This is a genomic window from Halocola ammonii (assembly GCF_049334165.1).
In the GTDB taxonomy this organism is placed as follows: Bacteria; Bacteroidota; Bacteroidia; order Flavobacteriales_D; family Sanyastnellaceae; genus JBEGHD01.
The window spans coordinates 239,210-255,262 of sequence record NZ_JBEGHD010000003.1; the positions used below are offsets into that span (position 1 = coordinate 239,210).

Sequence of the window (16,053 nt, forward strand, 5' to 3'; positions counted from 1 at the left end):
ATGGATTGGGTTTTGCTTCAAAACCAAAAAAAGCCACTTCATTTGAAGCAGCTCTTTCCAGGTAAGTTTAAAATATTTATTCTTAAGCGTTCACGCCAAGCACTTCTGCCATTTTCTCACCGATTTTGGCCGGAGAGTCAACAACGTGAATGCCGCATTCGCGCATGATTTTCTTTTTGGCTTCTGCCGACTCGTCTTCTCCTGAAACGATCGCACCAGCGTGACCCATGGTTCTTCCTTTTGGAGCCGTTACTCCAGCGATGAATCCAACAACCGGTTTAGTCGCGTTGTCTTTGATCCACTGTGCGGCCTTCACCTCGAGGTCTCCACCGATCTCACCGATCATCACAATTCCTTCTGTGTCGTCATCTTCCATGAAAAGCTTGATGGCTTCGAGAGTTGTAGTCCCAATGATTGGGTCACCGCCAATTCCGATGGCAGTAGACTGGCCCATTCCGGCTTTGGTGATTTGATCAACAGCTTCGTAAGTCAGCGTTCCCGACTTCGATACAATTCCGATTTTTCCAGGTTCGAAGATGAAGCCCGGCATAATACCAATTTTAGCTTCTCCGGCAGTGATGATACCCGGGCAGTTTGGCCCGATCAACGTGCAGTCCTTGTCGCTGATGTATTCTTTCACCTTCACCATGTCGAGCACCGGAATGCCTTCGGTGATAGTAACGATCACTTTGATTCCAGCCTCAGCTGCTTCCATAATTGCATCGGCAGCAAATGCCGGTGGCACGAAAATTATCGACACGTCAGCTTCGGTTTCTTTTACCGCATCAGCTACTGTGTTGAACACTGGCTTGTCGAGGTGAGTTTGTCCACCTTTTCCGGGAGTAACTCCACCAACCACATTGGTACCGTATTCTATCATTTGACCGGCATGGAAAGTTCCTTCACTACCGGTAAAACCCTGTACTATTACTTTTGAATCTTTGTTGACTAAAACGCTCATGGTTTCTATGCTATTATTGTCATGTTTTTTGGCCCGCCAAAGTTAGGTTTTTAAATTGTGGATGCAAATAATTTGGCCGACTTGCGAAGCAGACTGAAGTGCCTCCAACAAAGCTCGCAAGGCTGAGGACTTTTACTTGGACTCTCCTGCTGTTTAATAGCAATCGGCAAATTCCAAATCGCAAGCTCCAAATGCCAAGTCCCGCTCTGAAATTCCAAAATTCAAATCCCAAAACCCAAACGGGCTCCCCAACTCCTCAATTCCCAATTCGCAATTCTTCATTCGTAATTCGTAATTCATAATTGATCATTCGTAATTCTTAACTAACGCTCTCCTTTTGGAATCACTAATTTTGCGGACATGAATTTCGCCAAACAGGACGACACCATCTGCGCTCTTTCTACTGCTTCGGGAGTAGCAGCCATCGGAGTGATTCGCATTTCCGGAAAGGAAACTTTTCCGATCACCGAAAAGCTGTTTTCTAAAAAGCTATCGGACAAAAAGAGCCACACCGTTCATTTTGGTGTGATCAAAAAAGAAGACCGCGTAGTCGATGAAGTGGTGATTACCATTTTTAAAGGTCCGAACTCCTTCACCGGAGAAGACACAGTGGAAATTTCTTGTCACGGTTCGCCCTACATCGAAGAGCAGATCTTGCAGGCCTGCCTCGACACCGGTTGTCGAATGGCCGAGCCGGGTGAATTTACCATGCGCGGATTCATGAATGGCAAGATGGACCTCAGTCAGGCCGAAGCTGTTGCCGACCTCATCTCCTCCTCTAGCAAAGCTTCTCACCAACTGGCGATGCATCAGATGCGCGGTGGTTTTTCGAAAGACATTTCCGAACTGCGTGAAAAGCTGATCCACTTTGCCTCCATGATTGAGCTGGAGCTCGATTTTTCTGAAGAAGACGTGGAGTTTGCCGATCGCGGTGACCTCAAGGAATTGGTTGATGAAATCCGGAAAGTACTTCGCAAACTCGTGGATTCTTTTGCCACTGGTAACGTGTTGAAAAACGGAGTCCCAGTGACCATTGCAGGAGCTCCCAACATGGGAAAAAGTACCTTGCTCAACGCACTGCTGAACGACAATCGCGCAATCGTTTCTGAAATTGCAGGAACTACCAGAGATGTGATCGAGGATGAAATCTCAATTGGCGGAGTTGGCTTCCGCTTTATCGACACGGCCGGAATTCGCGAAACAGCCGACACCATCGAGACGATGGGAATTGAAAAGACTTTCGAAAAGGCCAACCAGGCCAGCATCGTGGTTTACATGGTGGATGCTGTGGACAGCACCCGCGATGAAATCCTCGAAGTGATTGAGCAGTTCAAAGAAAAGATCACCGACAAGGACAAAAAGCTGGTAATCGTGGCCAACAAAATCGACAAAGCCGAAAATGGCAGCGATGTGAAGACGAAGTTTGCGGGAATTGAAAACGTGATTTTCATGTCGGCACTCACCCGCGACAACCTGAGTGCACTTGAAGAAAAGCTCCTGGAAACCGTAAACACAGGAGTGCTCAACCGCGAAGAATCCATCGTCACCAACGCCCGTCACTACGAAGCTCTGAGCAAAGCCCTCAACTCACTGGACGATGTCCGCACCGGCCTCGACAACAACATCACAGGCGACTTCCTCGCCATCGACATCCGCAAGTCGCTCCACCACCTCGGAGAAATCACCGGAGAGATTACTACGGATGATCTGCTTGGGAATATTTTTTCGAAGTTTTGTATCGGAAAGTAATTACTTTTCTTTTGTTTGTTATACCCTTGCTATTACTGGGTTTCAACGATATTTCACTTCTTATTTTTGTTGCCCAACCCCTCTTTTTTGCTTATATTTGATGTACAGTTGTTGCCCATCATTGTTGCCTTTGTTTCTGGGCAACAGATTTTAAGGGGGTAGAGAAATCTTGCTACATAGAGCAACAAGTAGCTACTCCAGGCAACAGCCAGCGACATCAAGCAACATGAGCAGTAATATCCGAATAGAGAAAACTTGCCACCACTGCGGTGAGACCTTTGTTGCCAAAACAACGGTTACAAAGTTCTGCTCTGACCGCTGCGCGAAGATGAACTACAAGAAGCGCAAGCGCGAAGAAAAGCTGCAAAGTGCCATTGAGCGGGAGCAACACAAAGCCCCCGTTACCGGTATCGTTTCCAACAAGGATTTTCTGAGCGTAAAAGATGTTTGTGTGCTATTAGGTGCCAGCCGCTGGACCATCTACCGGATGATCGGAAACGGCCAGTTGAAAGCAGCCAAAATCGGCAGGCGCACCATCATTTCAAGAGAAGCCATCAACCAATTGTTTAAATAAGCAGCCATGAAAGTAACATTAAGACAACGGAAGAAAGGAGACAAAATCAGCCTTTACCTTGATTACTACCACCAAGGCAAACGCTCTTATGAATACTTGCAACTGTACCTCCACCCTGAGCCGGAGAAAGGAAAGCTCACCAAGGAGCAGAAGAAGGAGAATAAAGACACCCTCAGCCTGGCAGAGACAATCCGGGCGAAGCGACATTTAGAGGTGCAGAATGGTGTTTATGGAATGCAGGACAGCTCCAAACTCAAGGGAAGCTTTATCAAGTATATGGAGCACCTGATGGAGAAGCGCAAGGACAGCAAAGGCAATTACGATAATTGGGATAGCTCATTGAAACATCTGAAGAAGTTTGCCAAGCATGATGTTACTTTCTCAGAAATTGATAAGCAATGGTTGGAGGATTTCAAGGACTACTTGAAGCATGAAGCCGAAACACCGGCCAAGCGAAAGCTTTCCCAGAACTCCTGCTATTCCTACTTCAATAAGGTAAGAGCCGCTTTAAAGCAAGCTTTCAAAGATGGAATCATTGCCCGTAATCCTGCGGATCGGGTCTCAGGCTTTAAGCAAGCGGAGCCCCAGCGGGAGTTTCTTACCCTGGAAGAATTGCAAGCGGCTGCAAATACAGAATGCGAAATCCCCATTATCAAAGACGCTTTTATTTTCAGTGCGCTTACCGGCCTTCGCTGGTCTGATATTAATAAGTTGATTTGGTCTGAGGTGCAGCACTCCGAGAAAAACGGCTGGTATATCCGTTTTCGCCAGAAGAAGACCAAAGGAGCCGAAACACTGCCTATTTCGGAGCAAGCCCGAAATATCCTTGGTGAAAAGGGTGAACCAACAGAGCGCGTGTTCAGAGGATTACAGTACAGTGCCTGGCACAACCTGAAATTGCAACAATGGATGATGAAAGCAGGAATCTCCAAAACCATCACTTTCCATTGCGCCCGCCACACCTACGCTACTTTACAGCTTTCATTAGGCACTGATATTTACACCGTTTCAAAACTACTTGGCCACCGCGAGTTGAAAACCACTCAGATTTATGCTAAGATTATTGACGAGAAAAAGCAGGAGGCCGCCAACCGAATCAAATTAGACCTATAGATGAACCTCACAATATTTAACAGCATTCTACGGGGCGACTTGCGCCCCTGGAAGAACCAGCGAACAGAGAAATATTACCGACAGGTAATGACTAAACTTTTCTTCCAGCCTCAAAACTCAATGGATGAGTTTTTCGCTGTACTCAAAAAGATCTTCAGTGAGAACCCCGATCTGTTGAAGGATGAAAAGCTTACAGTTTATCTCCAGCTGCCACCCGGCAAGCTTGAGTTTAATATTACAGAGCCACTCATTGAAATTGACCTCCCGGAGCCATTCGACATTACCTCGCGATTTTATCACTACTTAATAAAGAACGAGACGACACGAACCACCGCCAACCTATTCAACGCAATTACCCGCGACCTGGACGACACCGACCGTCACTATTTAATTAACTCACTTCGTTCCGGAGTAATTGACAAGCTCCGGGACTTGGCAGAAATAAAATCAGACTTACAGGACGATCAACTTTCTGCTTACGTGCTGGACGTTCTGAAATGGTCGCTCATTCGCTTACTGCTTGAAACCGACAAACTCTACCCGCAATACGTTGACCCAATACCGGCCACTGATTCAGAAATCTTTGCCGAATATCTGAGAGAGCCAGTCCCTGAGTTTGACTACATCAAATCAACTGTAAAGGTGGATCAGCTTCGTGAACAACTGCAGGAAGTCATTAATCAGGAGGACAAACCCAAAAAGCCAAAACCTACCCTGAGAGCCAACGATGATTTTAGCTTTGGTTACATCGGTGACCCTAAGAAGCTTGAAAATGTAATTAAGCAACTGAACCTGAAGGTTGAATTGCTAAAGGATGGCAAGACCACACCGGAAGAACTTCTGCATGTGCTAACTGCAAAATCACTGACCTCCACAGCACCAGAAATTCACCTGGACTGTGAAACCACCCAATTCCGATACATTTTAGACCGCTTGGAGCCTCACTTCACCAATTTAAAGCCATCTACAGTTGATAAGGCAGGTAACTTTTACTCCAAGAAAAACACGCGGATCAACAAACAAAACCTCTACTCCAACAAGATCGCCAACCCTAAAAATCAACCCACTATAGACGACATTCTGAAAGAACTGCAATAAAAAACAGTGAGTTCAGGGAGCTAACTCAGTGAGATGTAAATATCTCACTGTTTACGGCCTCTCTATGCGCTCAATTTGCTCTTGATCATTCGCCTGAAACCAGTGCCTTGTTTCGGGCGAGTGAAAGGCACAAAAGAAACCCTTTTGTAAACTTTTAAAATCAAGAGTACCATGAACACTCAAGATAATATCATCGAAAGACTCGACAAGATCGAGCAGTTGATTGTTGAGCAGGGAATCCTTCAAAAAGAAGTCCTCTCCTTCAACGAAGCAAGCCAATACCTGGGGCTCAGTCAGAGCCACCTTTATAAGCTCACCAGCACCAAGGCTATCCCGCATTTCTGTCCGCAGGGCAAACGCCTCTATTTCAACCGCAAGGAACTGGATGAATGGTTGCAGCGCAACCGCCAAACCTCAGCGGATGACATCGAGAAGCGAGCCGCTGACTACTTGGTAACCAAAGGACGGAGGGGTTAGCCATGGAGAAGATCGAATTAAGCGACAGAGCTTTTAAAGCAATCATGGACCGCCTCAAAAACATTGAGGCGGCCCTTCACACCAAGCAGACCAATCTTAATGATGTCTTTCTCGACAATCAGGAATTTCTGCAACTCATGTACATCAGTAAGCGCACCGCTCAGTCCTGGAGGAATGAAGGGGTCATTGCTTACTCGCAGATCGGCAACAAGATCTACTACCGCATGAGCGACATCGTGAAAATGCTGGAAGAACACCGACAGCCTTCCAGAGCAGGTATTAACGCAACTTCAAAATCTTGAGACATGGCAACATCAACTATATTCAAGCACTTCACCCAAAAGGTGGAGGATAAATCAATTGTACTGATCACTAAAGACATCCAGGAAGGTGTTTATGAAGATCAAATTCACGAAATCCGCAAACTCCTTTACAGCGGAGATCGGGAAAACGCAGACCTTCAAAAGAAAAAGCTTCCTGCATTCACTCCTTCGGGAACCTTTGAAGGTGGCCGCGCAGCAGACAAGCTGCTTCGCTACAGCCAGTTCATCATTCTCGACCTCGATAAGCTTTCCGATCAGCAGCTCTCAGAAGCTTTTGACAAAGCTTCCGCTGAACCCTACACTTTCTGCTGCTTTCGCAGCCCAAGTGGCCAGGGCTTAAAAATCCTTATTGAAGTGGACAGCGAACAGGAGCACCACTCAGAAGCTTTTGAGCAAGTGGCCACTTATTATGAAGAGGCTCTCCAGCTAAAGCTGGATCGCTCCGGGAAAGACATCCCGCGCCTTTGTTTCTTTTCTTCTGATCCTGAATGCTACCGTAACTTGAATCACAAAAAGTTTCATGTTGAACTTCCGGGAACTGAGGCTGAAGAACCTGCGGTTCCACATCAGCCCACTCCGGTAAACCATCAGGAACAACCGGAAGAAATCACCACTTCCTTTGAGAATTGCATCCAGTTCACCGAAAAAAAGATGAGCTATGCAGAAGGCAACAGGAACAACTTCGTTTACCTGTTGGCCTCCAACTGCAATCGTGCCGGAATTGAGGAAATGGAAGCACGGGAACTGATCAGAAACCGCTATGATCTGAGCTTTAAGGAAATTGAAGCGGCTGTCAAAAGTGCCTACAATCACCATTCCCACGAGTTTGCAAAGTTTGCAAACGCTTCAAATGGTGTAAACCACGCCCGGCAGCAGGAGGAAGAAGATTACCTGCTACAGTCCCCTACCATTCCCGATGAAGTCTATCAGGCTTTGCCTGAAATCCTTCAGGAAGGAGCTTCCGGCTTTTCCGACTCTCGCGAGCGGGATGTCTTTCTGACCGGGGCACTCTGCATTTTGAGCGGTTGTTTGCCGAATGTCACGGGAATCTACGCCCAGAGAACGGTTCATCCGAACCTTTTCTCTTTCATTATTGCCCCAGCCGCAAGCGGCAAAGGCTCTTTGCTGTCCGCAAAGAACCTGGGCGACCGCATACATGAACACATGAGAACAGCCAGTGAGCAACGAATGAAAGATTATGAGCTGGAACTGGAAGATCACAAGATGGAGCAGAAAAGCAGGAAGAAAGGCGAACCGGCAACCGAACCACCGGAGAAGCCACAGTATGAAGTGCTCTATATTCCTGCCAACACCAGCAACGCCAAAATCCTTTGGCACCTGGAAGAAAATGGTGGCTCAGGTATTATTTGCGAAACAGAAGCCGACACCATGGGCAACATCTTCAAACAGGAATGGGGTTCATATTCGGATATGCTGCGCAAGGCTTTCCATCACGAGAAAATCTCATGCAGCCGAAAGACCAATAATGAATACGTGGAGGTGAAAGCACCGCAACTATCCGTTGCGCTTTCCGGTACGCCCAGCCAAGTGCCTAACCTCATCAATTCTGCTGAGGATGGTCTCTTCAGCCGCTTTCTATTCTATGCTTTCAAGACGCAGCAAATTTGGCGGGATGTATCGCCATTTGGTAATCAGGTAAACCTGACAGAACTGTTTGAAAGGCTTTCGAAACGCGTATTTGATATGCACCAGTTTCTGCAAGGTTCCGACACAGAAGTTCAGCTCTCCCGCGAGCAATGGGACCAGCTCAACGAGACCTTCGGTCTGTGGCTGAAGGAAGTGGATAACTTCATCAGCGATGAAGCTACCAGCGTAGTAAAAAGGCTTGGCCTCGTTTGTTACCGCATTACTATGATCTTTACTGCACTCCGCAAATTTGAAAACGGAGAACTGACCGTAAAGCAGGAATGCCTGGACGATGATTTTCAAGCTGCTTTGCAGCTTTCAAATATCTATCTGAAACACAGCCTTTTGATGTTTCACAACTTGCCCAGGCAAGAAGACCCGGAGCCCTTTCGCGGAGGCGATAACAAGCGAAAGCTTTTTGAAAAGCTCCCCTCCACTTTCAAACGGATGGAAGCCGTGGAGTTGGGCAAGCAATTAAACCTCAGTGCACGGTCAGTGGATTATTTTCTCAAGAAGCTCCAGCCCGATTATGTGGCGTGCCCGAAGACGGGATATTACAAGAAGGTGTAAATCTCTGTTGATAAGATTTGTTCTTCTTTAGCTGTTTTTCCCCTTTTATTTTCTTATAATTGTCAAATACTGACAAGTCAATAATTTGGAAGTAAATAGTCGTTTTGGACAGCGTATAAAGCAATTGAGGGAGGAAAAGAGCTTATTGCAACGGCAGGTAGCAGTCAAGCTTGATATAGACACTCCTATGCTTAGTAAACTTGAGCGAGGCGAAAGGAAAGCCAAGAGAGAACAGGTACTCAAGCTTGCTGAACTCTTTAAAGTGAACAGTGATGAGCTTTTGACTCTCTGGCTTGCTGATAAGTTGTACGAAATCATTAAGGACGAAGACTTGGCTACAAATGCTTTAAGAGTAGCGGAAAGTGAAGTCAGGTATTCAAAAAGAACTAAAGCACAATAGTGTTACAGCGTATTATGGAATTAGAAACCCTATATAGTCAACCATTACCTTCAAACCGAAAAGGAGCATTGTATAATGCATTTCCGTATCCCACCAAAATTTCACCAGAGGCGATTGCAATATACATAGCTTGTCATACAGAGGTAGGTGACAATATTTTAGATCCTTTTGCCGGTAGCGGAACTACTGGACTGGCAACCCTTCTTTGTGATACCCCAACTGAAGAAATGATTTCCCAAACTGAAAAACTGGGAGTCAAACCAAAGTGGGGCAAACGCAATGCAACACTAATTGAACTTAGTACCCTGGGGGCTGCTGTGGCTGAAGCAATGTGTAATCCACCTGACCCCCAAGCCTTTCGAAAAGCTGCTTTTCAGATAATTTCTGAAGTTGCTGGGGACTTGGGTGATATTTATTCAATAAAAGATCCGGAGGGTAATGTAGGGCATATCAGATATGTTATCTGGTCGGATGTCCTCAATTGCCCGAATTGCAAATCATCGACTACTTTCTGGGATGCTGCTGTAAACCAATCCCCTCTTTCTATTAAGGATCATTTTGAGTGTCCGAATTGCGGCTTCACTCAGCAAATGTCAACTATCAAAAGGATCCAAGAGAAAGTTCATGATCCAGTTCTGAACAAAACAATCACACGGAAAAGGAGAAGACCTGCTTGGATATACGGCAAGACAGGGAAAAAAACCTGGAATAGAGCTGCTGAACCAAGAGACTATAAGTTACTTCAGGATAAATTAGGTGCTCACTCTTTAGCTAATGTTCCTACCCATGCGATGAATTGGGGCGTACTGCATAGAAAAGGCTACCACTCTGGTATTACCCATCTTCATCATTTTTATTCAGACAGAAATCTTTTGGTTTTTTCTAAACTATGGGAAAGAACCCGGCAATTCCCTGACTCTTTAAAGTCAGCTCTTCAGACATGGCTTTTGAGTTATAATGCATCTCACTCTACTTTAATGTCTCGTGTAGTGGTGAAGAAAAACAGTCGGGACTTTGTAATAACCGGAGCGCAATCCGGTGTGCTCTACATTAGCAGTTTACCAGTCGAAAAAAATATTCTTGAAGGAGTAGAGCGTAAAATCAAGACTTTCTACAATGCTTTTGGAATGGTAAAGAAAAGTAACAGCAAGGTAACTGTTATAAATTCAAGTAGCACTGCCATTCCTCTCCTGGATGCCTCTCAAAACTACATTTTTACCGATCCTCCTTTTGGCGACTATATCCCATATTCTGAAATCAATCAAATAAATGAAGCCTGGTTAGGTAGAGTTACTGATAATAAGGAGGAAGTAATAGTCAACACCTCCCAGAAGAAGACAACTACGCAGTACGGAGAGCTTATGACACAAGTTTTCTCTGAGGCCAGCAGAGTATTAAAGCCCAGTGGATCCATGAGTTTAGTTTTTCATTCTGCTAAAGCAGAAATATGGCAAGCATTAGTGAAGTCTTTTCAGGAGAATGACTTCATGGTATATTTTTCTAACATTCTGGATAAAATGCAGGGAAGCTTTAAACAAGTTACATCAACGGTAAAGGTGCAAGGCGATGCATTGGTTCTCCTTAAAAAATCTGAAATGAGGGATGACGAGGAAGTATGTATAGAGTCAGAGAAGGAAGTTGATTTGATTAGACGGATTATATACAACTCACTGAGCAATGGCAGCAGTCATGATGAGAAAAAGCCGGAGAGAGTATACTCAAGATATGTTACCGCTTGCTTAAAGTCAGGTATACCCATTTCCATGGATGCCAGGCAATTTTATGATGTTTTAGCACAAGAAGCCCCTCAGGTATAAAAAGGATCAATTAGTTGAATGGAGTTAGCAGAAACCAGCATAAAACGACAAAAGCACCTCGGTCAATATTTTTCTGGCCCGTTGGTAGCTTCTTTGCTGGCATATTTGGCCAAACATTATGAAGCTAAATCAATAATTGATCCTATGTGCGGAACAGGTGATATGCTCAAAGCCTGTAATCCTACAAGTAATCCTTATAAAAATTTTGTAGGGGTTGAGATTGATAGCTCCGTTTCTGAGTATGCTCAAAGTCGCTTTGCTTCTGCGTCCAACGTCCATATTACTAATAGTAGTGCTTTCGACAAGGATATTCTCAAGGGGATCATGTCTTCTGAGTTTGACTTGGTAATTACCAATCCTCCATATGTTCGTTACCAAACCATCGCAGAAAGCAAGTCTTTAAACGAGGAAAGCCAGTCCACATCTGAAATAAAGCAAAACTTACTGTCAGCTTTGCTTTGCCACTCCAATTTACCTCCCCGGGAAAAAGATGTTTTTAAAAGGATAATTTCCAACTACTCTGGTTTAGCAGACTTGGCAGTTCCATCATGGATTTTATGCGCCTTACTTGTAAAGCAAGGCGGGAGAATTGCTATGGTTGTGCCTCAAACCTGGTTGAATAGGGATTATTCCGAGGCTATTCACTACTTACTTGTGAAGCTTTTTCAAATCGAGTTTATTATTGAAGATGCTAACTCCGTCTGGTTCCCTGATGCACAAGTTAAAACCACCCTACTCATAGCCAAGAGGATTGAAATCAAAGAATCCATTCTGGATTGGACTAATGAGAGCTTTTCTTTCTGTAGGATCTTTTCATCTGCCATATCTCGAAATAGCTTGGTTGGTAAGATTTTTCCAGATTCTTCAAATCCTGAAAAAGAGTTCTATAATGCGCTTGAATCTAATCAGTCCAAAGAAGGCATTTATTCAAACCAAAAGATATTAATAAATCATTTTTCAACAGACGCGGGCAAAAGACTTCAAAACTCAAAATGGTTCAATTTACTTGAACCCAACATTGATAGGCGTACGCTGAAAACAGCACATCTAAAGCCTTCCTCTTTATTATTCAAATGGCTGGAGGGCGCAACTCCAGATTTTTCTTGCCTACAGGAGTTAGGCATTAATGTCTCTCAAGGGCTTAGGACTGGAGCCAATTCTTTTTTTTATTTTAAGCTATGCTCTGAATCACCGGAAGGAGTAGAGGCCATGCCTAGTAAATATTTTTTTCAGTCCCCAATTACTATTCCCTCAGGATCTTACCGAAAAGTAATTACAAAGCAAAGTGAGGTCAGTGAGCAATATAGTACTGCTTATTTGAAGCCATTGAGTGTAGTGCTTTATCTTCAGGAAGCGGTAATTAAAGGAGATTTTGAGAACAACCTAAAAAAGGATATAGATTTAAGGAAGTGGTATACAGTTCTACCCGTACAGCTTTCAGCACATGTTGAAAATGCCCAGAGCATAAACGTTGGCACAATTGAGAAACCTAAGAGATACCCCCATCTCTCAGCAGTAAGCCCAAATATTAGGCAATGGAATCCATTGAAGCCAAATACCCCTCCCCGTTTTTGGTATATGCTTCCCAAATTTACAGATAGGCACTTACCTGACTTATTTATTCCCCGGGTAAATAACCTACACCCTCAAACAAGGCTTAATCTTAGACAAGAATTTGTTATTGACGCCAACTTTTCAAGTTTGTGGTTGGGGGAGAATAATAATAGGCATACACTTCATTCACTGTTGGCAGTACTTAATAGTAGCTGGGCGCACATTGCAATGGAAGAGTTTGGCACAGCCATGGGTGGGGGAGCATTAAAATTAGAGGCTACCCAGCTTAAAAAGCTACCTATCCCTCGATTTACAGCGATTGAAATTGACAAGCTCGATAGGCTGGGACGAAGACTTGCTCTATCCCACGAGTCACATGAAAAAGTGCTTAGTGAATTGGATAAATTTATAGTTTCCAAAATGGGCTTCGAAGCTAACCTAACCACGAAGTTGAATGAGCTGAACTCAATAAAACAGACGCTTCTAAATTACAGACAGAGTTAATGAAAGATATTACAGTTGACATACCAGCAGCGCAAAAGAGCATAGAAGATAGTTTAGCCCTGATAGTCGAAGGCAAGAAAGAGCAAGTTATAAGGGATAGCTTTACATCCTTCCTTAGGAAAATATTCCCTGAGCAACCTGGATGGGTAATAAGGCATATTCAAGGAAGTGAAGCATCCGTCAAGGTCTCTAAAGGTGAAAAGACAGGTACTGGCTTTGTAGATAACCTGGTGGATCTTACTGCAATAGAGTATGAAGGCAATTTAACTTCAAAACCAAAATTCGACACAGGCTATGGTCAAGTTCAGGACTACTGTGCAAGCCTAATCAATGATGGTCATGATCCAGAATTAGTTATTGGAATCCTTTCTGATACAATCAGGTGGTATGCCTACAAAATAGATGTTGAAAATCTTCCGGAGGGAAAAGTAGAAAGATCAAATATTCCACTGATTCAAATCGATTCAGTGGACTGTTCAGCTGGTACAGTAAAGGACGCTAAAGATTTGGTGAATTTTCTCATTAAGTATTTGGCTAGAGTTGGATCACGCACCGTGACCGCAAATGCAATAGCTAAAGATCTTGGTTTTGAAAGTCCTTTTGGCCAAACACACGTGAAATCTCTGACTGAGAATGTTGTTGGAGCATTTAAAAATAACCCGAAATATGCTGATCTCATTTCCGAGCTTTGGTGCAGCTTTGTAAGCTACCTCAGAGAAGAAGGCGTATCTGATCAATTCGATCTCACAACTTACGTTGACGAATACTATATCTTGACCCTTGGTAAACTTCTTTGCGCTAATTATATAGAAGGCCAAGCACTTAGCTCTGACAGAGATGAACTAGCTTCAATACTCGATGGAAGGTTTTTTGAAAACCGAGGACTTGTCAATTTTGTGGAATATGATTATTTCGGCTGGTTAAACTCTACGCCTTACATCGAAGAATTAATACCCGTAGCTGAAGCTATTCAGCAGGACTTGGTTGCCTACAACTTTAAAGAAGCGCCTAATGAGGACTTATTTGGTCGCCTCATGGCTCAATTAGCTCATAGATCTCAAAGGCTTCTTTTAGGTCAAGAATGGACACCAAGTTGGCTTTCGCACCAGTTGGTCAGTAATGTTGTAGATCAAATACCTGAAGGGCAAAACCTTTTTCTCCTTGACATGTGCTGTGGTTCTGGTTCAATGATTGTCGAAGCAATAAACATTGCTAAGAGCCGGATCACAAAAGATGAGGATGAGTTATCCAGTGAAGGAAAATTAAACTTGCTGGTACAATCCATAACCGGTTTTGACATAGACCCATTAGCTGTAATGCTGTCAAAAGTGAACTGGGTATTGACCACAATGGATTGGCTACAACCTCTGGGTTCGCATCAGGTCACAATACCAGTATATCATGCTGATTCTCTTTTTGCCATTACTCCTATTTCCCAAAATACAAATGATGAAGAAGACCCCGTTTTCTCCTTAAAAATTGCTGAGTATACCATAGATCTGCCGGACTTTCTTGTCTCCCCCGATTTTAAGTCTCTATTCGATGCGCTTATCGATATTACTTACAGGATCGTTATAGATGCCGCAGGCCAAGATCAATTAGAGTTAAGTGCCAGTGAATTAAAGGACTATTATGATGAATTAGTATCGCATGTTGAAATAGAAATCTCAGAGGATCAGGAATCTCAAATTTTAGGCTTCCTGGGTAAATTGATTGAGGCTATTGACAAACTCAATAGAGATGGACGGAATGGCATTTGGCCCTATATTCTAAGAAACAGTTTCAGGCCGGGACTGGTAGCTGGTCAGTTTAATGGACTTGTATCAAATCCTCCTTGGCTTGCCCTCAGTAAGGTTGCTAATAACCCTTATCAGGCGGTTCTTAAACGAAAAGCAATCAGCTATGAGATCAAGCCGCCCGGTTCGTCTCACCTTCATATTGAGCTTGCAACGATCTTCTTGCTACATGCAGTTGAAAAGTATTTAACCGAAAATGCGAAAGTTGGATGCATCGTGCCTGAAACGGTCTTGAATGGCCATCATCAGAACCCATTTCGGAAATTTCAGTTCTTCAACTCTCCCCAGGCAGTATCACTTGATATAACAGAGATATGGAAAATTGAGAAGCATGTTTTTAAGAACAATGCTGTAGTTCTATTTGGTGAGAAATCAAGCCCCAATCCAGATTCAACAGAACCTATCCCTGGCAAATTGGCTCTAAGCAACGGAAGCTTTGAAGACATTGTATTTTACCGAAACAAGCAAGGTGAAAGAACCGCTTGGAGCGAACAGGAGATTTCAGAAGAGGCAACCGGGTTTTATACTCCGGCCAATTTTAGACAGGGAGCTGATATAATGCCTCGCAAGCTTCTTTTTTATGAAGTCTCTCCAACACCAAATCCTGCTTTTGTTAAAGCTAAATCTATTGATCCTATTAAGAGCCCTCTTGCTTTTACGGTAAAAGATGCCAAGAAGAATAAAGATTTTAATCTCACAGAAAGGGTTCTGCAAACTGAATTGATCTTTGATGTAATCACCTCCAACCTGCTGACTCCATTCAATCTCGCTGATGTACAAAAAGCTCTCTTACCCATTAAAAAGGACGATACAGGTCATTGGGAAATGATTTCAGAAAGAGAGGTCAGACTTAAAGGTGCGCCAACTCGAAATACCTTTAGGGCAATTTGCAATGAACTTGATACCGATAACGCTTCTATCTCAGATCTTTTCGATTTAATCAATGAAAGAGGTAAGCTGGTTCAGCAGGTCCTTGAAAAGACGGGCTACTTGGTATTTACAGGAGCTGGGGGCGGTAGAGTGTGTTCTGCATATTTGAACATAGAAGATTGTGATTTCGAAAGGCTTGTCCTTGACCAAACCGTTTATTGGGCTCAGGTTGAGACCGAAGATGAAGCCATTTACCTCACAGGTTTGCTAAACAGTGAAGCCATTGGTTCAATAATAGAGGACTTTCAGCCAAGAGGTGCCTTTGGAAAGAGGCATATCCACAAATTACCATTTGGAGTAACACCACCTTTTGACCCATCTCAGGCTGGTCATCAAGATGTAGTCAATTGCACTCGTTCATTACTTAAAGAATATGAGGGAATAAAGGCAGGGCCGGCCGATCTTGTAAAGGCCCTTGACCCAAATTCGGCACCACTTCACATCAGGAGAAAAAAGATATGGGAATACATTAAAGAATTAAACTCTTATGAGGAATATGAAGAAGCTTGTAAAGCACTGTACGGTGTATAAAACCCTGTT

The 16,053-nt window shown here is 43.8% G+C and carries 12 protein-coding genes; 11 read left to right on the top strand and 1 reads right to left on the bottom strand.

Features of this window, described 5'->3' with window-relative positions:
- Positions 1 to 82: 82 nt before the first annotated feature.
- The gene (gene sucD / locus ABHV44_RS04790) at positions 83 to 961 is read right to left on the bottom strand and encodes a succinate--CoA ligase subunit alpha (protein WP_459073524.1); all 879 of its coding nucleotides are present in this window, start codon (positions 959 to 961) and stop codon (positions 83 to 85) included.
- 360 nt (positions 962 to 1,321) lie between these two features.
- Here sucD and mnmE point away from each other — a divergent pair, with 360 nt between their 5' ends.
- The 11 genes from mnmE (at position 1,322) to ABHV44_RS04845 (ending at position 16,044) form a co-directional block, all read left to right on the top strand.
- Positions 1,322 to 2,710: a tRNA uridine-5-carboxymethylaminomethyl(34) synthesis GTPase MnmE gene (gene mnmE / locus ABHV44_RS04795; protein ID WP_459073525.1), complete on the top strand. Its 1,389-nt coding sequence runs from the start codon at positions 1,322 to 1,324 to the stop codon at positions 2,708 to 2,710.
- Between the two features lie 226 nt (positions 2,711 to 2,936).
- Positions 2,937 to 3,284, top strand: coding sequence for a helix-turn-helix domain-containing protein (locus ABHV44_RS04800; protein ID WP_459073526.1), 348 nt, complete (start codon positions 2,937 to 2,939; stop codon positions 3,282 to 3,284).
- A 6-nt stretch (positions 3,285 to 3,290) separates the two neighbouring features.
- A complete protein-coding gene (locus ABHV44_RS04805) occupies positions 3,291 to 4,397 on the top strand; it encodes a phage integrase SAM-like domain-containing protein (RefSeq protein ID WP_459073527.1) in 1,107 nt (368 codons plus the stop codon).
- A complete protein-coding gene (locus tag ABHV44_RS04810) occupies positions 4,398 to 5,495 on the top strand; it encodes a DUF6617 family protein (RefSeq protein WP_459073528.1) in 1,098 nt (365 codons plus the stop codon). It begins immediately after the preceding gene.
- 171 nt (positions 5,496 to 5,666) lie between these two features.
- The gene (locus ABHV44_RS04815; protein WP_459073529.1) at positions 5,667 to 5,972 is read left to right on the top strand and encodes a helix-turn-helix domain-containing protein; all 306 of its coding nucleotides are present in this window, start codon (positions 5,667 to 5,669) and stop codon (positions 5,970 to 5,972) included.
- 2 nt (positions 5,973 to 5,974) lie between these two features.
- Positions 5,975 to 6,274: a helix-turn-helix domain-containing protein gene (locus tag ABHV44_RS04820; RefSeq protein ID WP_459073530.1), complete on the top strand. Its 300-nt coding sequence runs from the start codon at positions 5,975 to 5,977 to the stop codon at positions 6,272 to 6,274.
- Between the two features lie 3 nt (positions 6,275 to 6,277).
- Positions 6,278 to 8,512 (top strand): DUF3987 domain-containing protein, encoded by a 2,235-nt coding sequence (locus ABHV44_RS04825; RefSeq protein WP_459073531.1) that lies wholly within the window; start codon positions 6,278 to 6,280, stop codon positions 8,510 to 8,512.
- Positions 8,513 to 8,597: 85 nt separating this feature from the next.
- On the top strand, positions 8,598 to 8,912 hold the full coding sequence (locus ABHV44_RS04830) for a helix-turn-helix domain-containing protein (RefSeq protein WP_459073532.1): 315 nt from the start codon (positions 8,598 to 8,600) through the stop codon (positions 8,910 to 8,912).
- Positions 8,913 to 8,926: 14 nt separating this feature from the next.
- Complete coding sequence (locus ABHV44_RS04835) at positions 8,927 to 10,729, top strand: DNA methyltransferase (RefSeq protein ID WP_459073533.1); 1,803 nt, start codon at positions 8,927 to 8,929, stop codon at positions 10,727 to 10,729.
- Positions 10,730 to 10,747: 18 nt separating this feature from the next.
- Complete coding sequence (locus ABHV44_RS04840; RefSeq protein WP_459073534.1) at positions 10,748 to 12,787, top strand: N-6 DNA methylase; 2,040 nt, start codon at positions 10,748 to 10,750, stop codon at positions 12,785 to 12,787.
- Positions 12,787 to 16,044, top strand: a complete 3,258-nt coding sequence (locus tag ABHV44_RS04845; RefSeq protein WP_459073535.1) for an Eco57I restriction-modification methylase domain-containing protein — start codon at positions 12,787 to 12,789, stop codon at positions 16,042 to 16,044. The genes ABHV44_RS04840 and ABHV44_RS04845 overlap by 1 nt, the downstream gene beginning before the upstream one ends.
- Positions 16,045 to 16,053 lie beyond the last annotated feature (9 nt).